Origin of the sequence: Fictibacillus sp. B-59209, from assembly GCF_036216745.1 — a bacterium.
Classification (GTDB): Bacteria; Bacillota; Bacilli; order Bacillales; family Fictibacillaceae; genus Fictibacillus_C; species Fictibacillus_C marinisediminis.
In genome coordinates this window covers 408891-432493 of record NZ_JARMMC010000014.1, presented here as the reverse complement: position 1 = coordinate 432493, position 23603 = coordinate 408891, and the positions used below count along the sequence as shown (strand labels likewise).

At 42.7% G+C, this 23603-nt stretch carries 20 protein-coding genes and 1 other RNA gene; 3 read left to right on the top strand and 18 right to left on the bottom strand.

From position 1 onward, the window contains the following. Nucleotides 1-111: 111 nt before the first annotated feature. The 7 genes from P4361_RS11390 to P4361_RS11360 all read right to left on the bottom strand — a co-directional run bounded on the left by P4361_RS11390 (nt 112) and on the right by P4361_RS11360 (nt 7056). On the bottom strand, nt 112-306 hold the full coding sequence (locus tag P4361_RS11390; protein ID WP_328089445.1) for a hypothetical protein: 195 nt from the start codon (nt 304-306) through the stop codon (nt 112-114). Nucleotides 307-397: 91 nt separating this feature from the next. Next, nucleotides 398-1534 carry a THUMP domain-containing class I SAM-dependent RNA methyltransferase gene (locus P4361_RS11385; protein ID WP_425590246.1) on the bottom strand — a complete coding sequence of 379 codons (1137 nt, stop codon included), beginning with the start codon at nt 1532-1534 and terminating at the stop codon, nt 398-400. A gap of 111 nt (nt 1535-1645) precedes the next feature. Next, an RNA gene (rnpB, locus tag P4361_RS11380) (RNase P RNA component class B) lies at nt 1646-2035 on the bottom strand. A 78-nt stretch (nt 2036-2113) separates the two neighbouring features. After that, nucleotides 2114-2422, bottom strand: a complete 309-nt coding sequence (gene gpsB / locus P4361_RS11375; protein ID WP_053358547.1) for a cell division regulator GpsB — start codon at nt 2420-2422, stop codon at nt 2114-2116. Between the two features lie 151 nt (nt 2423-2573). After that, nucleotides 2574-3146, bottom strand: a complete 573-nt coding sequence (locus P4361_RS11370; RefSeq protein WP_272885609.1) for a DUF1273 domain-containing protein — start codon at nt 3144-3146, stop codon at nt 2574-2576. Between the two features lie 375 nt (nt 3147-3521). Next, entirely contained in the window at nt 3522-4781 is a 1260-nt protein-coding gene (locus P4361_RS11365; RefSeq protein ID WP_328089443.1) for a ribonuclease H-like domain-containing protein, read from the bottom strand. Then, nucleotides 4750-7056: a DEAD/DEAH box helicase gene (locus P4361_RS11360; RefSeq protein WP_328089442.1), complete on the bottom strand. Its 2307-nt coding sequence runs from the start codon at nt 7054-7056 to the stop codon at nt 4750-4752. The genes P4361_RS11365 and P4361_RS11360 overlap by 32 nt, the downstream gene beginning before the upstream one ends. Before the next feature lie 1065 nt (nt 7057-8121). On the opposite strand from P4361_RS11360, the gene P4361_RS11350 reads away from it, so the two are divergent. Continuing rightward, nucleotides 8122-8685: a glycerol-3-phosphate responsive antiterminator gene (locus P4361_RS11350; protein ID WP_062235523.1), complete on the top strand. Its 564-nt coding sequence runs from the start codon at nt 8122-8124 to the stop codon at nt 8683-8685. 52 nt (nt 8686-8737) lie between these two features. On the opposite strand, the gene P4361_RS11345 is transcribed toward P4361_RS11350, so the two are convergent. The 4 genes from P4361_RS11345 to P4361_RS11330 form a co-directional block, all read right to left on the bottom strand. Further along, a complete protein-coding gene (locus P4361_RS11345) occupies nt 8738-9409 on the bottom strand; it encodes an MgtC/SapB family protein (RefSeq protein WP_328089467.1) in 672 nt (223 codons plus the stop codon). A 52-nt stretch (nt 9410-9461) separates the two neighbouring features. Continuing rightward, nucleotides 9462-10274 carry an HAD-IIA family hydrolase gene (locus tag P4361_RS11340; protein ID WP_328089441.1) on the bottom strand — a complete coding sequence of 271 codons (813 nt, stop codon included), beginning with the start codon at nt 10272-10274 and terminating at the stop codon, nt 9462-9464. 139 nt (nt 10275-10413) lie between these two features. After that, entirely contained in the window at nt 10414-11190 is a 777-nt protein-coding gene (locus P4361_RS11335; protein WP_062235517.1) for a sugar phosphate isomerase/epimerase family protein, read from the bottom strand. Further along, nucleotides 11174-12535: an MFS transporter gene (locus P4361_RS11330; protein WP_062235514.1), complete on the bottom strand. Its 1362-nt coding sequence runs from the start codon at nt 12533-12535 to the stop codon at nt 11174-11176. The genes P4361_RS11335 and P4361_RS11330 overlap by 17 nt, the downstream gene beginning before the upstream one ends. A 777-nt stretch (nt 12536-13312) precedes the next feature. Here P4361_RS11330 and P4361_RS11325 point away from each other — a divergent pair. Next, nucleotides 13313-15256, top strand: coding sequence for a lamin tail domain-containing protein (locus P4361_RS11325; protein ID WP_328089439.1), 1944 nt, complete (start codon nt 13313-13315; stop codon nt 15254-15256). Between the two features lie 95 nt (nt 15257-15351). On the opposite strand, the gene P4361_RS11320 is transcribed toward P4361_RS11325, so the two are convergent. The 7 genes from P4361_RS11320 to mutM all read right to left on the bottom strand — a co-directional run bounded on the left by P4361_RS11320 (nt 15352) and on the right by mutM (nt 23131). Then, a complete protein-coding gene (locus P4361_RS11320) occupies nt 15352-16485 on the bottom strand; it encodes a Gfo/Idh/MocA family oxidoreductase (RefSeq protein ID WP_328089438.1) in 1134 nt (377 codons plus the stop codon). 17 nt (nt 16486-16502) lie between these two features. Continuing rightward, a complete protein-coding gene (locus tag P4361_RS11315; protein ID WP_062235503.1) occupies nt 16503-17525 on the bottom strand; it encodes a Gfo/Idh/MocA family protein in 1023 nt (340 codons plus the stop codon). A gap of 53 nt (nt 17526-17578) precedes the next feature. Then, nucleotides 17579-18688, bottom strand: a complete 1110-nt coding sequence (locus P4361_RS11310; protein WP_062235500.1) for a GntR family transcriptional regulator — start codon at nt 18686-18688, stop codon at nt 17579-17581. A gap of 130 nt (nt 18689-18818) precedes the next feature. Then, on the bottom strand, nt 18819-19649 hold the full coding sequence (locus P4361_RS11305; RefSeq protein WP_062235497.1) for a carbohydrate ABC transporter permease: 831 nt from the start codon (nt 19647-19649) through the stop codon (nt 18819-18821). Between the two features lie 11 nt (nt 19650-19660). Further along, nucleotides 19661-20578 carry a sugar ABC transporter permease gene (locus P4361_RS11300; protein WP_328089466.1) on the bottom strand — a complete coding sequence of 306 codons (918 nt, stop codon included), beginning with the start codon at nt 20576-20578 and terminating at the stop codon, nt 19661-19663. Nucleotides 20579-20621: 43 nt separating this feature from the next. Continuing rightward, a complete protein-coding gene (locus tag P4361_RS11295) occupies nt 20622-22004 on the bottom strand; it encodes an extracellular solute-binding protein (protein WP_328089436.1) in 1383 nt (460 codons plus the stop codon). Between the two features lie 317 nt (nt 22005-22321). Next, nucleotides 22322-23131, bottom strand: a complete 810-nt coding sequence (gene mutM / locus P4361_RS11290; protein ID WP_328089435.1) for a bifunctional DNA-formamidopyrimidine glycosylase/DNA-(apurinic or apyrimidinic site) lyase — start codon at nt 23129-23131, stop codon at nt 22322-22324. A gap of 104 nt (nt 23132-23235) precedes the next feature. Between mutM and P4361_RS11285 the strand changes: the two genes are divergently transcribed. Further along, on the top strand, nt 23236-23592 hold the full coding sequence (locus tag P4361_RS11285; protein WP_328089434.1) for a DUF2512 family protein: 357 nt from the start codon (nt 23236-23238) through the stop codon (nt 23590-23592). Nucleotides 23593-23603: the final 11 nt, after the last annotated feature.

Below are 23603 nucleotides of genomic sequence, written 5' to 3'. Positions count from 1 at the left end.
ATCAATTCGCCCACCGAGGACTTAAGCTGAAAACTGAAATTCGTTTTCAGCCCTGGGCGCTGGAGCCAGACATCACACCTATGCCTTTTCAAGGCTGTCTTGGAAACATAATTAATGTAAACGTTCTAAAAATGAGGAGGTTCCATGTTCTCCTCTGATGCCAAATTCGTAAGATAACGCCTGTTTTAATGCATGATCAGCTTCTATAAAAGCCTGATGATATTGATCACCGTATTGTTCTTTTAATCCTTTTATCGTTTCATACGCTTGCTTCAGCTGCAGGATATATTCCGCATTCTGTTCCAATGCCCATCACCTCTGATTACAGTATGGCCGGTTCCTGTGTTAAGCATTACTCATCCAACAAAAAAGATCTCCCTGAAGGAGATCGTTTCTGTTAGCTGCGGGGTGGTCTTTTTCCGAAGTACTGGTAATAATCGGTCTTAATATGCCCATTATATAATTTTCTCTTTTTCGTAGCTGCTTTGCCATAGAGCTGCTCAAACTGCTCATTGGAGGTAATGACATAAACCGACCAAGTTTCAAGTGGACGGAAGACCTCACCCATGTCTCTATAAAGCTGTTTCACTTCTTCCTTCTCACCCAGACGTTCCCCATAAGGCGGGTTGCTGATCACATATCCGCACTCTTTTCTTGTCGTAAAATCTCTGACCTGCATCTGTTTAAACGTAATGAAATCGCCAAACCCAGCTTCTTCAGCGTTATTGATCGAGAGGTCGATCATTTTATGGTCGATATCCGATCCTTGAATATCAAGCGGTGTATCATACTTGGCGAGATCATGCGCTTCTTCAACCGCACGATACCATACTTTTTTATCAATCCAATTCCAATTTTCAGAAGCAAATTCTCGATTAAGCCCTGGCGCCACATTCTGCCCGATCATGGCTGCCTCGATCGGGATGGTTCCTGATCCGCAGAATGGGTCTACAAACGGCTTGTCCGGCGTCCAGTTCGTTAATTTGATGAGAGCTGAAGCCATTGTCTCTTTTAGCGGCGCTTCACTGTGAAGGGCTCGGTAACCCCGTTTATGGAGGCCCGTCCCGCTCGTATCAATCGTAAGAGTAGCCACGTCTTTTAATAGTGCGACTTCAATTCGATAAAGAGCGCCATCTTCCGGAAACCATGTTTCTCTTTGATAAGCATTCTTCATTTGATCGACTACAGCTTTTTTAACGATGGCCTGACAGTCAGAAACACTGAATAATTTTGATTTAACGGACTTTCCGATAACAGGAAATTCTCCATCCTCAGGGATAAAATCAGACCAAGGCAACGCTTTCGTCTGTTCAAACAGTTCATCGAATGTTTCCGCTTTAAATTCTCCGACAAGAAGCTTAACACGGTCTGCGGTCCTCAGCCATAGATTGGAGCGGCAGAGGGCAGACTCGTCTCCTTTAAAAATAATCTTGCCGTTTTCAACTTTTACGTCCTCAAACCCAAGGTCACGGATTTCCTGTGCAACAATGGATTCCAGGCCCATGGCTGCGGTAGCAATATAAGTCAGATTCATTAGAGATCTCCTCATGGTTGTTTTTCCAGTCTTAATATACCCAAAATTGTTTATGTAAAAAGAAAAAAGGCCACTAGGGCCCTCTTACATTCTCAAGTGTCACTAATAACGTTCTGTAAGCCATGTTCTGTTCCATCGTACTGCATTCGGCTTCCGCCTCGTACTCCGGTGGTAATCATCTATCTCCAGACGAATAGTCATCTGTTCTTCTTCGCGTTCAATTCCGCTCAGAAAACTCCCCTACCATAATTTGGGTTTCTCGCTCGTGGGGTTTACCGCGTTCCACTCTTGCCGTTTCCGGAAAGACTACGTCACTGTGGCACTTTAAAGGTAGTGTCACCATATCCGAAGACTTAGGTGAGTTCCCTGCCGTTAATCCAGTCGAAACCAGAATACCCTGGCTTATCTTTTCGCCAGGCACGAACACTACGGCCATCGCAGACCGTGCGAGCATGGACTTTCCTCAACATCTTTAAAAAGATGCCGCGATTACCCGAACGTTATTAGTTTTAAATTGTCAAAGCAAAATTTAGTATAGCAGGAAGCTGTTTAAAAATCAAATGGATAATAATTACTGAATCAATCGTAAAGTTTGCTTCCAAATACGTGCTTTTCCAGATTTGACAGACGCTGAAGAATGTCGGAATTAATGTTCATGGATGATGTTGGAACTCTTCTTGTCTGTTCAGATGTATTTTGCACTTCTTTGCGAAGCCTGTTGTTTTCCTGAATGACTTTGTCAAATTCCTTTTGGAAGTTCTCATAGTCTTTTATGATCAAATCAAGAAATTTATCTACTTCATCTTGATCATAACCTCGAAAACCCTGTTTAAAATCTTTTTCGAGAATTTCTTTTGCAGTCAGATTCAATCGTTTTTCTCCATTCATCGGGCTCACCTCAATGTTTAACTTCATTTTTCCTGCGTTCGCAGCATAATTCAAACAAATACACCGTTCTTTATTTATACATGATGACTTTTTATTAAATCTAGCCTATATTTTTTCAAATTCAATAGAAAAAGTCAATTTCTATCCAAAATCATTCCCAAAATTCCCCTTTGGCGTCCTGTTCATCCTGATAGATCAGTTCAAGGTCAGACGGTGTGATATATAGTACTTCGTATGCCGGATCTTTTTCTTGCCTCCGTCTGGCAGGTTCAAGATAAAAACGCGGTGTTCCCGGAGTATCTTCATCATATAAAATGAGCATCCCATCGGTTTTCTGCACAAGAAACCCATTTTTTGCGGCCAGCTGCTTCGGACTGAAGTACGGTTTATTGGAGATCGATTCTACAAAATCCGCCTGCGCCAGCAGTTCATGATACTGCTCCTGCCGGGCTTCGTTCCAATTCGCTTCCTGATCCAGGAATGGGGTAAGCACTGCAAGTTTGAGATCCGGAAATCTTTGATCACGAAGCTCAACAGCGACTTCCCCCGCCCATATTTCAACACCCGGCTGGCCGCTGATGATCACCCATTCCAGTCCTTCTTCCAAGAGCACTGTCAGTTGTTTCTCAATGGCTTTTTTTATATAGTGTACCCCCGGATCTTTCTCTTTAAAAATCCCGAGTTCATGGGATTTATATCCAGTTATCAGCAAGTTTTTCACCATGAACTTCTCTCCCAGCACTTCATTTACTTTGAAAAAAGGAACCAATCAAAATGATCAGTTCCCTCACGTAACATGACTAAATTCATTTGCAATAAAAAACGTCAGTCCCAAAACAAGAAAAAATGCAAATACTACCCATTGCCTCACGGATCCATCTCTCCATCGCTTAATATACTAGCATATTTTTACAGGAAAATGGCCGATTCCCCAAATTTCTACATCACGTGTAACGTTTTAGCGATTATCGTCAAAGCGGCGCACATTTTGCGCTTGCCTGGGGAATAATTATTATTTTCCTATGAAAAATCTCTTTTTTTATTCTACACAAAAAGTGTCCAAATTTAAATACATTTATCGGCCAAAATTTATATTTTTTTAGGAGTTTTCACATTTTTTTCTTAATCTCTGAATTCTGTTGTCAAAAGCGGCTTTTTCTTTCTGTTCCGTCCGTTTTAACAACCTCTTTTTGCTCTTCCAGATCCCGTACGCAGCTTCTGCATAATAGAGCGCTTTTTCATAGTCTTTTCCCTGATGTTCATGCCATTTCGCCAATTCGACATACGGTTCTTCATCATTTCCCAGCGAACCATTGGTGCAAAGTTCCTGCCAGAGCGGAACTGCCAGATGATCTTGCTTTGTTTTTTTATAAAGAGCCGCTGCTGCCTTTTTGGCCATTTTACTTTGGCTTCCTTCCCCGTTCATCATCTCCGTATATTTTTGCAGAGCAATGCCAAACTGGCCGGCAGATTCGTACCACCTTGCCGATTCATACTGTTCAATGCTCGTCACTGCAGATCCGCCCTGCAGGAGTTTGGAGATATGGATATAGAGGGAAATCAGCGATAAAACATCCCATTCATTATGGGTCATGACCCCTTTTACAAGTTCGGGATCGTTTTCTTTTAAATATTGAAAATAGAGCATGGGCGCCAGATAACCTGGAGTGTCATGCTCCCGCTTCACACCGAGGATCTCCTTTTCAACAACAGAGAGCCTTACGGATTCAAGGCTCTGTTTCCAAAGCCTTCTGGATCCATGGAGAAGATCAAAATGTCCAAACGCCGGCAGAGAAGGTACAAAATCCCGAATCAGTGTATGTCTCGTTTTAACTTGAGGCCAGTCAAAGGATTTCCCATTGTACGTAACCAAGTTTTTCAGTTCCTTGATTTGAGTTAAAAAAAGATGGTACATCGCAATTTCCGATCCAGGGCCTGGAAGGAAAAATTGTTTCACTTTTACCTGATCTTCTTCCACTTGGCTGTAGCCGAGGAGAAAGATGGTATTTCCTGCTCCACCGCTTAGTCCAGTCGTTTCCGTATCAAAGAAAACAAGATCGGATGGATATAGGTCATGAGAAGATAGCGGATGAACGGCACCAGCCTTCCTCCAGTCTTCCATCACTTCTTCCAGTTCTTCGAATGAATAATTTCCCCAGCGCTGATCCAATGGATAGCTGACTTCCCTGACGAGGCAATACTCTTCTTCATAAAAATAAGGCGTCGTTTGAAAACTGTTCCAAGCTTCATGATGCTGAATGACTGGCTGAGAAGGCGGCGTCTGGATGCTCGTCCGGGCTTCCTTCTTCTCAGAGACGAGGTGCTTCTTAAAACGATTCAGTTTCGACTGCATCGACATTTTCATCTCTCCTGACTGCATCCAGCAGCTTCAGTGCCAGAACTTTCGCATTTTCCCCTTCAAGCATTGTTCCCGTACAAGAAGGGCATCCTGCTTCACAAGGGCATGTTTGGATAACCTGGTGAGCTTCGTGTATCACCGTATCCCATATCTTATATACATTCTCACTCAACCCGATTCCGCCTGGATACCGGTCATAAAGGAAAATAGTCGGCTTTCCGGAATGAACCGCTTTGATCTGCGGAACAACATGCAGATCGCTCGGATCGCACATAACAAAAAGAGGAGCTACATGCCGGAACACATTTGCAATCCCGATCAGCCCCTGTTCGATGGAGCTTTCACGTATATTTTGAAGCTGATCCCGCTCAAATTCAAGCCAGGTAGCTGACGTGTGAAGCTCCTCTTCCGGAAGATGGATGGGGCCAGATCCGATATTCTCATGGGTTTCAAATTTTATTTTCTTAAAAATGGTAGCCATCGCATTCACGGTTACTTCCCCAAATGCTCTCTCCTGATCTTTCAGCTTCGTATTCTTGTCGATTTCGAGCACTTTTAAGGAAACGGCAAGATTGGCATCTGTAAAATAATCAACATCTACTTCCCGGACGAATGCTTTCTTTTCTTCATAATCCAGTTTTTCAACCTGATATTGAACACCCTGATGAAGATAAATGGCTTCTTCATGCAAAAGAGTCATTGAGCTGAAACGGTCCATCTCCCCGATGATTCTTACGTTTGCTACATCACTTTGATCCACGATCACCACATTTTCCTGAGAGGCGGACCGTAACGAAATGTTGTGGGCCGGAAAGGAATCGTTCATCCAGAAGTATCGTTTTCCCTGATGATGAAGGACTTGTTCTTCCGTTAAAAACTCAAGTATCTCTTCAATCTCTACTCCCCCAAATGCATCCCCTTCTTTAAAGGGAAGCTCATATGCCGCACATTTGACATGATCCACAAGGATGATCAGATTTTCCGGGTTGATACGGGCAGATTCAGGCGACCGGTCAAAAAAGTATTCCGGCTGCTGAATGATATACTGATCCATCGGACTGGAGCTAGCGACCATGATCACGACAGATTCATCCTGACGGCGGCCCGCTCTTCCTGCCTGCTGCCACGCACTGGCGATCGACCCGGGATACCCTGTTAAAATACAAGCGTGGAGCTGTCCGATATCGACACCAAGCTCAAGGGCGTTTGTACTGACGACACCCATGATCTCCCCGTTTCGCAAGCCCTTCTCGATGGCCCTCCGCTGGGTCGGAAGATAGCCGCCTCGATACCCTTGAATGGACTTCATGCCGAATTCCTTTTTGGCTAGTTCCTGAAGGTACGTCAGCAGAATTTCCACTCTCACGCGGCTTCTGGCAAAAACGATCGTTTGGATCTTGTTTTTAAGAAACTGGCCTGCAAGATCTCTCGCCTCCAGTGTGGCTGATTTCCGAACATTCAGCGGCTTGTTCACAATCGGCGGGTTATAGAAGATGAAGTGTTTCTTACCGCTCGGCGCGCCGTTGTTGTTGATGAGTTCCATTCCTGTTCCCGTGAGATTTTCCGCAAGTTCTTTCGGATTGGCAATCGTAGCTGAAGTACAGATGAAGATCGGATCGCTTCCATAGAATGAGCAAATTCTCTTCAAACGGCGGATGACATTTGCGACATGGCTGCCAAAAACCCCTCTGTATGTATGGAGCTCGTCGATGACGATATACTTCAGGTTCTCAAACAGTGAGACCCACTTCGTATGATGAGGCAGAATCGCTGAATGAAGCATGTCCGGATTTGTCATAACGACATTTCCGGCTTTTCTTACCACCTGCCGGATGTTGGCCGGTGTATCGCCATCATACGTATAGCTCTTGATATCAAGACCGATCGCATCAATAAACTCGTTGATCTCAGCCTTTTGATCCTGTGCGAGCGCTTTGGTCGGAAATAAGTACAAGGCTCTGCTGTCCGGGTTCCCCGCGATTTCTTGCAGGACCGGCAAATTATAGCATAAGGTTTTCCCCGAAGCTGTCGGCGTGACCGCGACAAAACTCTTGCCGCTCTGTGCAGTTTGAAAGGCGGTCAGCTGGTGGGAATATAGTGAAGTTACTCCCCTGTTTTGTAACGCTTGTTTTATATGTGGATGAAGTGTTTCAGGTATTTGCCCTGTCACCGCTTCTTTTTCTTCTATTATTTCCCAGTGAACAATCTGTTCATTAATGGAACGCTCCGTTCTTAATAATGCAAGCAGCTCCTGCATCGTTTTTTTCATTTCCATATCGTCACCTCATCCTCTATTTTATCGAATAAACGTTCGTAAGAAAACTAATATCTCATTTAGCGGGGATTGGTGTATGTAAATTGTTGCGACGGAACAGGGAAAATAGACAAATCAACTTAAAATCCCTTTCAAAATCAGATGAAAGAGTCTGTAAGAGTATAAATACCTCTAATTACCTGCTTAAAACGGCTTAAGAAGAAAGAAAGTTTAAAATTTAGGGGGGAATGGACTTTGATTTTATCTTTTAGGAGCTGTACGCAGGCTTTATTATCGAAAAAAATTTTTTATTATCGAAAATCCAGATATATTATCGAAATTCTAATTTTATTATCGAAACGCACACTTTTATTATCGAACTGCTCGCGGTGCCAGGCACCACACAACAAAAAAACAGCAAACCCGCAGGCTTGCTGTTCCTATTATTAAAGATTTTGTAAAACTTGTTCTAGATCGGTGGTCGGCTGACGACAGCTGAATTTTTCGCAGACGAAAACCGTCGGCTTGGCCATGAACGAGAGCTCCATGAGCAATGGTGACTTCCTTGCTTATGAAGATGGAATACCCCTTTCCACCTACAGATATGAGTTTATTTAATAAACCATGTAAAATGACTCCATCCTGAGATTTGTATTGGACCCTATATAAAATGGGGTCCCTTCATCTGCACGTATACTAACATTAGGTGCTACATAAACATTTTTTCTTATGACTACATCACCAATTACACTGGAGAAAGGACTAATGAATGATCTTTTGTCAATTTTGGGGGAGATTTGAACGGGATTAAATGAAGTAATTGGATTGGGACTGATAAATGGTCTAAAACAATCGTCGCGTTTCAAACTGATCACCTCTTTGATCACTTTATCTCATCAGGTTATGCAGGTTGGTGAACATACGCAACAGGATCGTTATATTTAAATTGAATACGATCATCGTAACTGAGTGAAAAAATAGTTCACTCTGCCTTTGTCGGAAGGAGAAATGATTTCAGATATAGAATACCTGATAAAACCCTATATTTTAACAAAATTTCAAACCTTGGCTAAGGAGTTGCACCGTATGAATATCGTAGATCTCGTTCAGTCACAAGTCATTGCTGCTATTAAAAATGAAGAAGAAATCGAAAAAGCGATAACAAGCAATGCAAATATTGTATTTCTCTTAACAGGAAACTTGTTGAATATAACAGAATATCTTGATCGATTAAAAGAAGCTCAAAAGAGTATCTTTATTCATATCGATTTTATAGAAGGCCTTTCCAATACGAAGAGCGCCATAAAATATATTGCTCAAAAATGGAAGCCCTTAGGCATCATTACAACAAAAAGCACCTTGATTAAATTTGCCAAAGAAGAAGGGTTAATGGTCATTCAACGAATGTTTCTTATTGACCATAGTGCCATTTCAAAGGGAATCAGCATATGCGAGACGTATCATCCGGATGCCATTGAGGTGCTGCCAGGACTTATGCCAAACGTGATCGATCATCTGACAAGACAAGTTAACCTGCCCATCATTGCGGGAGGCTTAATCAGTTCAAAAGAAGATATCATCAAAGGACTGGAAGCGGGTGCTCTGGCCATGTCTACCGGAGATTCCTCCCTATGGAATTTTGATATCTAAAAAGCACACAAAATGGGAACTAGAGAGAATTGTTCCCTTTTTATGTGCCTGATTAACCGCTGATATCTGTCCGATGAACTTTGTTAATCTCTGTTATGCCTCTGTAAATGTCATAAATGGTATTTTTGTTTAATACCGCTACTTTTAACTCCAGAAGAAGTGAATGATCTTCCATATCCTGGATATGAACATGGTCGATTCTAAGCCCTTGCTTCTGTACTTCAGCAATCACCTCACCCATTTCATCCCTGTATTTCAAGTTAAGTTTAAGGGAGATTTCTTTTGCTTGAATCTTTCGCCAAAAACCGAGTTTATTAATAAAAAGAGGAAGAATCTCAACACTTATCATAAGCAGGATGACACCTGCAACAGCTTCGATAAAAAAACCCGCACCGGTTGCGATACCAATCCCAGCCGCTCCCCATATCATGGCAGCCGTCGTTAAACCCGTGATGGTATCGTCCTCTTTTCTTAAAATCACTCCCGCTCCTAAAAACCCAATTCCCGAAACAATCTGCGCCGCTAATCGAAGCGGATCCATTTGTATTTTTACGAGAGCAGATGACGGAAAGGAATAGGAAGATTGTATGGAAACAATGGTTAACAGACAGCTAATAATAGATATAACCAAGCTTGTTTTTAGCCCCAATGGTTTCCTCTTTAATTGTCTTTCTAAACCGATAGCCAGCCCCAATATGGCAGAAATGAATAGTTTCACCAGCATCTCTGCATCAAAGTTTGCTGCCAATTCCTTCAATCCTATCGACCTCCTTATCCTAATGACTCGTTATTGGCAAAGAGCGGTGCAATGGCAACTGGTGGATATCTTTAATGCTTTGAAGGATATAGGAAGGTTTTAGTACAGAATCCTTTACCATTTCTTTTGTTGTAATTCCAGACAGCACGAGCACGGTTTGGATCCCATTATCATTTCCCATTCGAATATCCGTCTCTAAACGGTCTCCGATGATATAGCATTCTTCAGGCTTTAAATGTAAAACATCCCTTATGACAATATCCGCCGCGAATTTCGAAGGTTTCCCCATGATATAATCAATGGGCTTGCCAATCGTTCCTTCCATTGCCCCAATAATGGATCCACAATCAGGAATCTCACCATCCACAACCGGACACGTGCGATCCGGGTTGGTTGCCAGAATCACCGCCCCGTTTTTCGCCCATGCTTGGTAGGCATAGTTCAGTTTTTGATAATTAAATTGGCGATCCCAGCCTAAAACGACATAGGTAGCTTGGTCAGGATCCTCTGTAATTCTTATTCCTTCATGGATCAACTCTTCGAATAAAGCGTCCTCCCCGATGACATAAACAGCATCGCTGCGATTCATATGTTGTTTTAAAAACTTGGCTGTAATGTAATTGGAGTTGATAACTTCATCTATTGACGCCTCGATTCCCAGTCCCTTCAGCTTCTTTACATAGTCATGACGCGTCGAGATGGATTTATTCGTGAAAAAGACGACCTTGTGCCCGCCATTCCGCAAATATTCTATCGCTTCCTTCCCCCCCTCAATCATCTGGTTTTCTACATATACGGTTCCATCCAAATCAAATATAAAACCTTTTGCCATATGAATACCTCCATTTAAACTGCACTAAAATGAATAAAACCCCCAGCTATAGAAGCCTTATAAGCAAAGGCTAAAATAGCTAGGGGTTTCTCTTATTCTCTTCCCGCTGTTATTCAGTTGTAAGTTTCAGAGATGTCTGTTATCGTACGATAGAATTAACGTTTGATACATGATTGATAATATCCTGGATCGAGTATTGATACGGATTAATTTCATAGATAACCGGTCCATCAAAGAATTGCTTCTCTAAAAAGCCCTCCAGCCCCTCCGTGAAATGATTTCCCTCCCCAGGAAGCAGATGAAGATCCGATTTCCCATCATTCTCTGATAAATGGATGCCGCCTAATGATCCAGCCAGCTGATCAATCGTTGTTTCCAAAGCATCCCCCATCAAATCCAAATGGCCGATATCCAAGCACGCCTTTACATTTGCAGCAGTGATTAAATCGATCCATTCTTCTACATTAGAAGCAATTTGATGGCAATAGTTTAATTTATCCGGAATGAGGTTTTCCAACAGTAATTCTACCCCATGCTGCATGGCGACTTCATTTAGCTTTAAAATTCGCTCTTTTACCCTTATTAAGGACTCATTTCGTTCTTCAGAAAACCAGGCATATCCTCCATGGAAGGTCGCATGCTTCCCTCCATATTCAGCAAGCTTTGCCAGCCATTGTGATAAAACATTAAATGTTCTTTCGTATACAATCGAATCAGGAGTAGCCAGATTGAGATCGTGGAAAGGCAAATGCAATCCAACTTTAAAACCTAAATCACTGGCAAACTTTAAATAGTGATGAGCATTGTTCTGTTCTGCCAGTATTTCAATGCCTTCGAACCCTGCTTTTTTAATCCTGGTAAAGTCATTTACATTTGCATTTAGCCCCAAGGACCAGCTATTAAGCCATTTTTCCATGATTTTCTCCGTTTGTTGAATTAAAATTAGAGGTTCGGTCGTTATTCAGTTCTTCTAATTTTTTGCCTTTAGTTTCAGGGGCTAATAATACCGATACAATTAAGCCTAATAAACTGATAACGGCAAAGAACCAGAGGGCTTTGCTGCTTCCCCACGCCGCAATCAAATTAGGAAATACCAATATCCCCATAATGGAACCAATTCGGCTGAATCCCGTGGCCAAACCGGAAGCACTCGCTCGGATACTTGTTGGGAATAATTCTGTCGGATAGACAAAGTTAAGGATTCCTCCACCCATATTGGCAAACAGCACAGCCAAACTGAACAGAATGACCAGAAATGCAAACGTAGGACTTGGATTAAGAGCCAGAATAATCAGTGCTATCGATAAACCGATGAACGAAGTAATAATAAGAGGCCTTCTTCCAATCCTTTCTACAAGATTCATTCCGACAATGGCTCCCAATAAACCTAATAAACTAACCGTTCCGGATCCCATATAAACCATCATTTGTGAACCATTGGTAAAGGGTTTTAATATCGTTGGTGTATACATGGAAATTCCATAATAGGCGACAGCATAGCAGAACCAAAATCCGCAAACAAAGAACGTACGTTTAAAAAGAGTCTTTGAAAATAAATGGCTGACTTTTGTTTTCGGAGTAGAATCCGCTGGAATGATGACTTTTTGCCCTGTGATTTTCAGCATGATTTCCTCTGCTTCTTTCTCCCGTCCTCTTGAAGCCAGCCATCTAGGAGATTCCGGAAGGGTGACTCTAAAAAAGAAAACGATTAATGCAAAAACAGCTCCTACCAGAAGCATGTATCTCCAGGCACTCGGCCCCGCCGGCACTAACAAGATCCCGACGAGATAGGCCGTAACAGCGCCTACAAACCACATGGCCCCCAGAGATGTACTATGTTTTCCCCGGCTTTTGGTTGAACTGAATTCCGATACAAGTGTAGCAGAAATCGGATAGTCTGCACCGATTCCAATTCCTAACAAGAAACGGAATAAAATGAGCTCCCATGGAGCCTGTGCGAATGCGGTTAAGGCGGCAAACACAACAAAAGCCATTAAATCAACAACATACATCGCTTTTCGGCCGAATTTATCGGTTAAGTTACCAAGCCACAACGCACCGATCAATGAACCAATAACAGCCGAAGATGTGATCAAAGCCTGAATCCCGGGAGTAATTTCCCACTGGCTTAAAATTAACGGCATGGCAACAGCAATAACCGTTAAATCAAAGCCATCAAGAAAAGTACCGGCAGCTGATAAGAGGGTGACTTTTCTTTGAAAGCGCTTTAATTTAGGAGAATCCAAATGCTCAAAACTCATAATCTGACCCCTTCCCTTTTTCATTATGTAAAATTATAGAAGAAGAAAAATAAAAGCCATAGTCAAAAAAACATGTAACATGTTTTTAATGACTATGGCTTCTCTTCATCTCCGGCCATAAATCTACACAATGCATTATTTTTTTATTTGCTAAACAATTTATACAATATTCAAATGAGTCTGTCAACTATTATTTGGAAATGCTCTTTTCTAAAAGATTGTTGCTTTGGGAACATTGTTGTAAAGAAACTTCATTGACAAGTTGATTGTAGTGCAAGGTGCGAGACTCCTCGAAAATGAACTACACATTTTCTTCGTGCGATGCACCGCTGACGAAGCCTTCCTTGTCCTGCGGGACGAGCGTGACAAGTGAGACCATGAAGGCGCTAGCGCCGACGGGCTCAGCACACGCCCCGCGGAAAGCGAGCATCCTGTAACGGAAATCAACCAACAGAGCTTACGAAAACAGCTTTTGATCATGTACTATAGATGACCGACTGAAAATATTGATGAACCATTTAGCAGGTTAATATAAACTATTCTGGATCGTCCCGGTTTATGTTGCTATCTCTTCTAATTTATGTATAATTAAAAATAATCAGATAACTTAAACTAGTTAGTGTTTCGGGTAGAGATACGGAGAACCCTGTGAACATGCATTCGTACGGCATTTATTGCCGCACATGCTATGTCATGGGGTTTTTTTGTGTGTTTATCCTCTCTAAATGTTATCTGGAAAGAATAGGATCAACAAAATATGACCGGGGAGGGGAAAGAATGAAAGGTTTGAAGTATAGGAAGTGGCTCATCTATGTTGCAACGCTTGTTCTGGCAATGGGAAATGATTGGGGACTGCATGCGTTTAAAGCAAATGCTGCTGAAAATGCAGTACCCAATCTATTGATTACAGAGGTCATTCCAGATACGGATAACTATGCGGGTTATGATGCGTTTGAGTATATCGAAATCTATAATAACAGCAATCTGGAGATCAATCTGCAAGACTATCACATTCAAACAGGAGGCTGGAACAAGACAATTGATAACGCAGCCAAAATCGGCCCGTGGGATACGATGCTGTTCTGGACGAGAAGGCAGGAAACTCAGCCGATGACATTGGAAGGCTTCAATCACTTTTATTTTTCGTCTTATTCTAGTAAATACATTGAGAAAGATCACTTGCAAAGAATAGAAGATGTTGGCGGCCTGGTGAATAGCAAAAACCAGACGGTATCCGTTTTTGATCCGAGCGGAAAGGAAGTCGTTAAAGCGAATTACACCGGTGACCAAGTAGCCGCAAATAAGTCCATTATGTTCGGTTATCCAACCAATGGAAGCATCACGATGAAAACGTTATCCGGCAATCAAAATCCGACACCTGGCTGGGTCGAATCGGCACAAGCTCCTCCAAGACCAAAACAAGACGATGCGGCACCTTCCATTCCTGCCAATATCAAAGGAGAGGCAGGAAACGGTGAAGTGCAGCTAATCTGGGATTCAAATCCGGATTCCGACCTCTATCGCTATAATATATACAAGAATGGAAATTTAGAGTTTTTCGTCTCTCCATCCAAGCATGAATTTACGATATCTTCGCTGATTGGCAATCTTGATTATACCGTGCAAATGACTGCCGTTGATACTTCAGGAAATGAATCGGCGAAATCAGCCCCCCTAACGGTTAGACCCGGACATCAGCTCATTACACAGGTAGAAAGATCATCCAATGACAGAAACCCAAAATATCAAACACTGTGGGATATCAGCAAGGATGGCCCGATCATCCCTGGATTAGTACAGGATCTTGTCCCGCAAGGACTCGGTTATTACAAGAAAAAAGATTGGTTATTTACCATTAATTATTTGGATAATGGAAGGCCCGGAACGCTATCCGTGATTGATGCCACAACTGAAAAACTGGTGAAATCCATTGTATTGTATAACCAAGACGGCACACCATACACCGGCCACGCGGGAGGCGTTACCGTAAGCATGGACCATGTTTGGATCTCTTCCGAACAATTTCTCTATACGTTAAATATCAGTGATATCGTTGCGGCGCAAAATAATGATGAGCTTACGTTCACGAACCAGATTCCTGTTCCCGTAGAAGCGGCTTATGATGTCTATGACGATGATAAAAAAATTCTATGGGTTGGTGAATTTTATGAGCCAAGCAGCTACCCGACGGATCCAGCACACCACCAGGTGAACCGTGCCGGAGAAATGCAATATGCCTGGATGGTCGGTTATAAGCTCACACCAAGTACAGACATGCTGACAAGTGAACAATGGAATCAAACATCGAATGAACCTGCAACTCCGGATTATGTCTTTTCCACCATCGGAAAGGTTCAGGGCGCCATTGTTCAAAAGAAGGGGATCTCTTTAGTTACTTCCTATGGACGGGCAAACGATAGTGTTCTCTATCGATACGAAGATCCGCTAAAAGAGGAGCCTAATCAATACGTTACGATCGGGGAAAAGCAAGTCCCACTTTGGTTCCTTGATGGACAAACCGCCAAACCGATAGAAAGTATCACCGCGATTCCCATGAATGAAGGAGCAGTGCTAGTAAAAAGTGACCTCTATGTCTCCTTTGAATCAGGAGCGAACAAATATCGGTATACCGGGACCTATCCAAGGGATCGGATGCTCAAAATTGATATGAAGACATTAATGAAGGATGATCGGAATACAGAGAAAGAAGAACGTAAATAGAGTAACTGGCCGGTAAGCATTGCACCCATCCGTTCAATCTCCTTTGATACCGCCAAAAAAGCTGCAGATACCCCTGCAGCCTTTTTCGGTATAATTTATTGAAGTATTTTATTTGTTTTGACAGACTTGTCTAGATCTTTCTCTTCTTCGTCGAAATAAACCGCCTTGCCAGATTTGGCAGATTCGTAGATTGCTTCAAGAATCTCCGTAACCACCAAAGCCTGTTCCGGTTTAACTACCGGCTCCTTGTCGTTCAGAATAGCGTCGATCCACAGTCTTGCTTCATGCTCGGCATCGCTTTCTTCATCCGCATCATAAAATGCGACTCCTTTTCCATCAACCTGAACCTCATTCGTGTATAGCTTGCCGAAGTCTTCTCCGTTTATCCTTAGTCCGTCCATCATGTCGGCTCCGCCTTCTGTTCCACATAGGGTACACATGGCTTCACCTGTCTGTAAGGTATTCAGTGCCCAGCTCGTTTCCAGCGAGATGGTTGCTCCGTTTTTCATGGTGATCATGCCAAAGGCTGAATCTTCTACGGTAAACTTTTCAGGATCCCAGGAACCCCAGGCATTTGCTGCGTCTTTCTTTTTGCCGAGTTTGTGATAGGTCGTTCCGAGTACTGCCTTCGGTTCGTAATTGTTCATCATCCATAGGGTCATATCGAGTGAATGTGTACCGATATCGATCAGTGACCCCCCACCCTGCTTTTCTTCATCCAGGAACACGCCCCATGTTGGTACAGCACGACGGCGGACCGCGTGTGCTTTCGCATAATAGATATCTCCAAAATCTCCGCGCTCACACAGCTTATGTAAATGCCAGCTGTCTGCACGGAAGCGATATTGATAGCCGATGGTCAGTTTTTTCCCTGTTCGTTTGGCGGCCTCGACCATTCGGCGGGCATCAGCTGCTGTTTTGGCCATTGGTTTTTCGCACATTACATGTTTGTCTGCTTCAAGAGAATCGATCGTGATTTCTGCATGGGAATGGTTCGGTGTACAAACATGAACGACGTCAACGCGTTCATCCTCAAGAAGTTCTTTGTAATCGAGATACACTTTGGCATCCTCGGTTCCAAACTCCTGAGCCGCTTTTCTTGCTTTTTCTTCTTCCAGGTCACAAAAGGCAACCAATTCTGCTTCGTCAATCTTTGAAAGGCTTGGCATATGCTTTCCGTTGGCGATTCCGCCGCATCCAATAATTCCGATCCGTATTTTCTTAGACACGATAGCTTCCTCCTTGATTATTGATTTAAGAGAACTTCTTTTACTTCAGAAATTGAAACCTTTCTTCCTTCAGCGTTTGATCGTGCTGCTGCTTCGTTGATTAAGGTAAGACTGCAAACATCTTCTTTCGTAATCGTCGTTTCTCCTCCATTCAGTATGGACTCCGCCCATTGTTCCATCGGCATCGGAAGTGCTTCGGGCAACTGCTGTGGTGTGGCCCAGCCCTCTTGATCAAGCTGTCTGCTAGTTAGACGAATTTCGTTTTCTTCAATCAGTAAGGCTCCTTTTGTACCGTAAACCTCTAACTGAAAAGGACTTCCATACGATAAAAATCCGGTTTCCACCGTTCCGAGCGCACCTGATTCATATTCGACAAGGACCATCGCACTCTCCTCCACATTTCTTTCATTACTTTGTTGAAAAATAGACGTTACCGCTTTTGCAGGCCCTGCCAGCCGGTTGGTTAAATAGATGGGATGGGCGCCAAGGTCGATTAACGCTCCACCTCCGCATTGTTCTTTGTTATAAAAATGTGGAGGAAGCCAGCCATTTACATTGCCGCTCTCAGGAACAGCACCATTATGTGCCAGCCGGCAGCGAATCGATGTCAGCTCCCCTAGCCACCCCTGATCTAACGCGTGCTGTGCATACAAATAGTAATTGGTTGTCAGCCTCGGCAAGGAGACGGTTAACTTAACACCTGCTTTTGCCACAGCCTCATAGATTTCTTCACAGTCAGCTGTTGTTAACGCAAGGACCTTCTCTGTAAAAACATGTTTTTTGTGTGCGACGGCTGCCATGATCACTTCTTTGTGCAAATTCGTGGGTGTGTTGACGATAACCGCATCAATTCCAGGGTCTTGCAGCACTGCTTCAAGTTCTTTTTCAAAACGTACTCCCAGTTCTTGGGCCCATTTTTCTCCCCTCGAAGGATCTTCATCCCAAACTCGTTGAATAGAAAGGGATGGATTGCTTTTTGCCTCTCTCGCATAATCATCAGCATGAACATGCCATTTGCTTAATAACGCTACGGAAACCACTTTTCATCACTCCTCCTCTTTATCATGAAATTCTTAAATTTTTGAAAAGGTTTTCAATGGAGTGGACGGGTAGAATCTCCTTCTATTAATTCCACGTCCAAAAATTCTTTTTTAATAGAAGAACTGCCGTTCATCATCTCCAGCAATCGGTTAAGAGCAAGCCTTCCCATCTCTTTTTCGTTTTGGCGAAGGTGAGTAAACTCCCAGCCGCTTAAATTGTTGTCGTACGCATCAAAACATAAGATTGAGAGATTTCCAGGAACACGAAGACCCAACTCTTCGGCTGCACGTTTGGCAAGAACCGCAATGTTGTATTCCAGGGCAAATATAGCTGTGATCTCTGGGTGCTTTTGAAGGTGTTTCTTGATGATCTCGACATCATGTTCTGGTTTAATATCTTTGCTGATAGAGGAAGGCAAAGATTTTTTCAGATCAGAACACCATAACTGCCGGTTAACGATTCGGTTCTTTTCTTCATACGCGCGCAGTATACCGTTAAAACGGTCTACGACGGTCGTCGTTTCTGCAGTGGCTGGTCCCAGAACACCGACGTATTCATGTCCCAATTCGAACAAATAGTTTATTCCCTGTTGAGCAGCCTTAATATTGTCAGTCGAAACGAACGCCGCGGCCACTCCCTTAAAGGTTCGGTCAATCAGCACAAACGGATATTCTGTGATCACCATTTTAAGAATCTCAGATCCATAATGTTCAGCGTGTGCAGGATAAAGGATTAACCCGTCTACTCCAAAGTCGATCAGCTGTCTGATAGCATCTGCCTCTTTATCGATTGATCCATTTGTACGCTTTAATATCACGAAACAGCGATGATTGGCTGCTTCTTCAATACTGGCAACCACTTTTGAAACATAACTGTCATCCAAGTCAGGCACAATCAATCCGACTAAAAACTTGTTGGTTTCTTTTACGTCATTTTCTGGGTTGTCTGTTGAATCTTCAGACACGAAGGTCCCTTTTCCGCGCTGGCGAAACACGAGGCCTTCACTGACTAGTAACTCCAACGCCTTCTTGCTGGTTATACGGCTAACTTGAAAGGAGTCTGATAGTTCTTTTTCAGAAGGTACCCGATCTCCTGCTGCATACTGGCCATTGATAATATTTTTTTTGATTGATTGATAAACTTGCTTGTATAAAGGTTCCATGTTACCACTCCAAAAACAGAAATATGCATACTATATCTGGAAAACAGTGTATACATATTGATTATACCTGAAAGGTCTGACAATTCTAACAGTTAACTCCTTCTTCGAGCCGGCCTGCTTCCACTCACATTCACCCTTTGGAAGCCCCGCCCAGGCTGAAGCCTTGAGACATAAAGCGCTGCGAAAAGATGTACAAAACAATCGCCGGGAAGGTATACAGAATGGAAAATGCGGCGAGTTTACCGTACTCTACCATTCCAAAGTTACCAAAAAACTGATAAATGGTAACTGAAGCAGGAAGCTTCTCTGGAGACTGAATGAGAATATACGGTACAAAGAAATTGCCCCAGCTGCCTGAAAAGGTAAAAATGCCGACCGTACAGATACCTGGAATCATCAATGGCGCGACAATTCTTTTCAGTCCCTGCCATACCGAGGCACCATCAATCCAAGCGGATTCCTCAAGCTCCAGTGGAACGGCATCCATGAAGTTTTTCAGCATCCAGATTGCATAAGGGAGTCCGGCCGCTGTTAAAAAGAACATCGTCCCCCATAGCGAGTCTTGAAGTTTCATATAAATAAACAACTGATATACTGGCACCATAACAGCCGTAATCGGCAGCGAAGTCATAAAGAGAATCGTAAACATAAAATGCTTTTTATATTTCATCTGATAACGAGAAAGTGGATAAGCAGCCAGCCCTGCCACCAGCACCACGAGCAGGCCTTGCCCCAAAGAAAGAAGCAATCCAATGATAAAGGCCCGAATGTTTACCGGATCGGTTAGGATGCTTTTAAAATTATCCACCGTAAAGGCAGTTGGAACCTTAATGGAGGAGTTGGCATTGGGATCGACGGATGCGATAAGCACCCAAAGAAGCGGAAGGAGAAACAGAACACCTATGACCGTTAAAATGACGTATGGCAACGTTCTTTCCAGCTTTATGAATTTTCTTTTCATCGATCTCCCTCCTAAACTTTGACTTTCATCGATTTTAAATACAGAAGGCTTACCAGCACACCGATTAATAAAAGAATAAGTGAAATGGCAGTACCGTAACCAAGCTGATAGTTGACAAAGGCTTGATTGTACATAAAGATCGGCAATGTTTGTGTTGATGTGCCCGGCCCTCCGCCCGTCATTGCATAAATTAATGTGAATACGCCTAAGGTTTGAAGCGTAACTAGGATCATGTTTGTAACAACAGAGCCTTTGATCATCGGCAGGACGATCTTATAAAGAACCTGGAACCGTGAAGCACCATCCACGACCGCTGCCTCTTCAATACTTTTTGGCACATCATCCAGTGCGGCCTGAAAAACAAGCATGGAAAACGCGGTGCCGTGCCAAATGTTAGCGATGATCACACTCGTCATCGGAAAGGTAAAAAGCCAGGCAACCGGTTTCAAACCAATTTGCTGCAGAATCATGTTTAACGTCCCGCTGTCATTTAGAAACGCTACCCAGCAGAAAGCCACGACAATTTCAGGAGTCACCCAGCCGGCAATTACTATAATACCTATCACCCGGCGGAATGTCGGATTTTTCTCTTTCATGAGCAGTGCCAGAATAAATCCAAGAACTTGCTGGCCCATGATGGCTGAGAACAATAAATACACAATCGTTTTGATCACGCTGATCCGAAAGTTAGGATCCTGAAACATGTTCACAAAGTTACTGAAGCCCACGAATTGGGTCGCTTGCGCCTCACTCCCTGTCAGAGACAGGTTGGTGAAGGCAAAATAAAAGGTTAAAAGGATCGGCCCGATAAAAAAGATGAGCAGCAGGATCCAGGAAGGAAGTAAAAAAAGAAGCGATGTTACTAACTTTTTATGGTTGCTTTTATGAGGTGATGATGTTCTTCCAACAGATGTTGAAGGAGAAACCACAGGGTTTGCATCCAAAGAAAACACTCCTTTTCATAAAAAGACGTTACCTTTCGATCACTTTGTCTTTGCCTACAACACGTGTTACATTTTTCTGATAGTTTTCAACTGCCTGTTTTGGCGATGATTTTCCGGTAACCACATCTTCCACCGTAGATTGGATAACTGTGGAAACAGAAGGATACTTATCGACAGACGGTCTGAAATGGGTATGTTCCAGAAATTCAGAAGCCTCTTTAAACATCGGCAGATTTAAGTATTCCGATTCTTTTGATACGTCTTTCCGCGGAGAAAGGTTGTTTTCTTTTAACAATAATTTGAGATTATTTTCTTTAGTAGAAATGAATTTAATAAATTCCCAAGATAGATCTTTGTTATCTGATTTTTTTGGAATGGAAAACGCCCATCCTCCTGACATTGAGGTTTGTCCAGGCTCTTCACCATTTTGGGTTGGCATGGCTGCATAACCCAGTGTTTTAAATGCATCCGGCCATGGTGCAGGTCCGTCTTTTCGGTAGTTTCCTGCCTGCCATATCCCGTCTAAACCTATCGCAAGCTTTCCTTTTGGCATCAATTGAGTATAGGCAATGGTGCCTCCCTGGCCGTTTAGTACTTGTGACAAGTTTGGACCCAGTTTTTCTTTATAAATGGTATCGATGAATGTATACGTATCAAGCAGTCCCTGACTATTCACGATCCATTTTCCCTTGTCCTCATCGTATAACGGATCTTTTGTACCATACAGCAGCATCTCGAACGTTTGCATGGAAGTGCCTTCACCCGTGGCTTTGCCAGAGTTCATCCACAATGGAATAACACCTGGATCTTTCTTCTTAATGGTTCTAGCAGCCGTTAAGATATCTTCCCATGATTTTGGTTCCCATGGTACCGGCAGCCCTGCTTTCTTAAAAAGTTCTTTGTTGTACCACAGGCCTCGCGAATCTGTATTAAAAGGGACACCATACGTTTTGCCGTCCTGGGCTTTAACACCATTCTTAACATTGTCGATATATTGATTCCACTCATCCCAGCCTTTCAGCTTATCGTCCAGCGGTTCAAGATAGCCCGCACTCGCATCCGAATTCACCATAAAAGTATCTTCCGTGACGATATCTGGCGCTGACTGATCAGACTTGAGCATTAGAGCAACTTTGGCAAAATAATCGCCTTCCGATGCGCTGATTGGAGAGAGCTTGATATTCGCTTTTGGATGCTCTTTTTTAAACTCTGGAATAATGTCATTGTTTAGCCAATCGGTCAGTCCTTTGTTCGTTCCTCCCCCATCTCGGAACGTAATGCTAATCGTGTTGCTGTCTCCCGACTTTTTATTCCCCGAAGTAGAATTGGCATCTGAACAAGCCGAGCTAAAAAGAACACTCCCAGTAATAACCGAAATTGCGGCCAGCTTTTTGTAGCTTTTTACTTTCATTTTCAACACCCTCCTCTAATTTTTAAAAATATTCGTATGTAGGATCTTAGAGGTAAAGATAACAGTGCTTTCAATAAAAGCTAAAAAAAATCTCCTTTCTGAATTTTCAGTAAATTGGTTACACTATTAACTTAATTGATATACCTGATATATGTCAATATATTATTTGATATATCTAATAAAAGTTCTGTTAGTCAATGTTGTTGATTTATGAGGGGGTGTAATTGAACCGCCTTCAGAAAAGAAATAAAAAAGAGACATCTCTGCCTCTCAGTCGTACACTTCTAATTCTCAATATTTTAAGGATTGCCTTGATTCTAAACCTGACAGTTAGGGCAGAAGAACGATTTTCGCGAAGAAATTTCCATTTTCCTGATTTCTGTTCCGCATCGGAGACACGGTTGATGCTCCCGTTCATAGACAAGCAAATGGTTGTTATATCCTCCTGTTTTCGAATCGCCAGCATACAGCGGATTTTCCATATATCCTCCAAATTGAATTCCATTTTGCAAAACCGGCCCAATCGCTTGATACAGTTCAATAACTTGGTCTGCATTAAGTTCGCTGGCTTTTCTTTCCGGCTGCAGTCTGGCCTGCCAGCATATTTCGTCTGAATAACAATTACCAATTCCTGCCATAAATTTTTGATCAATCAAGATGGATTTCAATGTCCCTCTCTTCGTACCTAGGCGTTCCTGTAACGTTTCAAGGGTAAAATCGGGATTAAGAGGCTCTGGACCCAGCTCTTCCAATTTTTCTTTAAGTTCAATCCACTTCAGCAAATGAAGATAACCTAACCGTAACCCAATAAAATAAAGCCTTTTATCGCCGAAGGATAAAATGACTTGCTTTGTTCGATCAGGGTTATCTTGATCATTTCCAATATACATCCACCCGCCGAGCATGAGATGGAGCAGCAGTGCGTTCCCGGTGCTCAATTGAAAAATCAGATACTTAGCCCGCCTTCTTATATCAGTAACCACCGCTCCCTGCAATTCTGCTGCAAAGATCTCCGATTTTTTATTAATGGATTTTTTACGGTTGATCTCCACCTGTGTAATTGGCTTTGCTTTCAACTGGCGGGATAACGCCATCCTGTAATTCTCCATCTCTGGAAGTTCTGGCATGTCCTCCACTCCTGTCTTTTTTCAGCTGATGTTTAGTATGCTTCATTTTTGCTGAATTGAGACAAAAGATCGTGGTTACAATATCAGCAGACAGGAGGTTAAATATGACCAGTTTGATCATAAAACTTATTACGATTCCCATTGTTTTATTCGTCGCTGCTTTTTTCTTTCCAGGTGTACATTTCGAGAGTTATTGGCAAATCATTGTGGTGGGAATGACGCTTGCAATTCTTGGAGTCGCAGTCGAATACTTTGTCCTTCGCAAAGGAGCTCTTTGGATCAGTGTATTCATTGATGTGGCGGTATCCTGTATCATTCTCTATTATGCCTCAAACTTTCAATGGGAAGCTTCTGTTACTTGGTTTGGCGCTCTTTTAACAAGTGTCTTTCTGGGAATCCTCGAATTTTTTACGCACCGTTATTTATTGGCTTCTCATAAAGCTCATAGCGAACCTATATAAAGAAAGCCTCA

Excerpts from the sequence above, each read along its gene's own strand:
- P4361_RS11335 (WP_062235517.1), bottom strand. The coding sequence starts at position 11,190 with ATGGAAAAATGGCTTAATAGCTGGTCCTTGGGGCTAAATGCAAATGTA.
- P4361_RS11385 (WP_425590246.1), bottom strand. The coding sequence starts at position 1,534 with ATGAATCTGACTTATATTGCTACCGCAGCCATGGGCCTGGAATCCATT.
- P4361_RS11365 (WP_328089443.1), bottom strand. The coding sequence starts at position 4,781 with ATGTCGATGCAGTCGAAACTGAATCGTTTTAAGAAGCACCTCGTCTCT.
- P4361_RS11340 (WP_328089441.1), bottom strand. The coding sequence starts at position 10,274 with ATGGCAAAAGGTTTTATATTTGATTTGGATGGAACCGTATATGTAGAA.
- mutM (WP_328089435.1), bottom strand. The coding sequence starts at position 23,131 with ATGCCAGAACTTCCAGAGATGGAGAATTACAGGATGGCGTTATCCCGC.
- P4361_RS11310 (WP_062235500.1), bottom strand. The coding sequence starts at position 18,688 with ATGGAACCTTTATACAAGCAAGTTTATCAATCAATCAAAAAAAATATT.
- gpsB (WP_053358547.1), bottom strand. The coding sequence starts at position 2,422 with ATGAATGGAGAAAAACGATTGAATCTGACTGCAAAAGAAATTCTCGAA.
- P4361_RS11285 (WP_328089434.1), top strand. The coding sequence starts at position 23,236 with ATGACCAGTTTGATCATAAAACTTATTACGATTCCCATTGTTTTATTC.
- P4361_RS11360 (WP_328089442.1), bottom strand. The coding sequence starts at position 7,056 with ATGGAAATGAAAAAAACGATGCAGGAGCTGCTTGCATTATTAAGAACG.
- P4361_RS11350 (WP_062235523.1), top strand. The coding sequence starts at position 8,122 with ATGAATATCGTAGATCTCGTTCAGTCACAAGTCATTGCTGCTATTAAA.
- P4361_RS11325 (WP_328089439.1), top strand. The coding sequence starts at position 13,313 with ATGAAAGGTTTGAAGTATAGGAAGTGGCTCATCTATGTTGCAACGCTT.
- P4361_RS11295 (WP_328089436.1), bottom strand. The coding sequence starts at position 22,004 with ATGAAAGTAAAAAGCTACAAAAAGCTGGCCGCAATTTCGGTTATTACT.
- P4361_RS11345 (WP_328089467.1), bottom strand. The coding sequence starts at position 9,409 with ATGCTGGTGAAACTATTCATTTCTGCCATATTGGGGCTGGCTATCGGT.
- P4361_RS11305 (WP_062235497.1), bottom strand. The coding sequence starts at position 19,649 with ATGAAAAGAAAATTCATAAAGCTGGAAAGAACGTTGCCATACGTCATT.
- P4361_RS11330 (WP_062235514.1), bottom strand. The coding sequence starts at position 12,535 with ATGAGTTTTGAGCATTTGGATTCTCCTAAATTAAAGCGCTTTCAAAGA.
- P4361_RS11370 (WP_272885609.1), bottom strand. The coding sequence starts at position 3,146 with ATGGTGAAAAACTTGCTGATAACTGGATATAAATCCCATGAACTCGGG.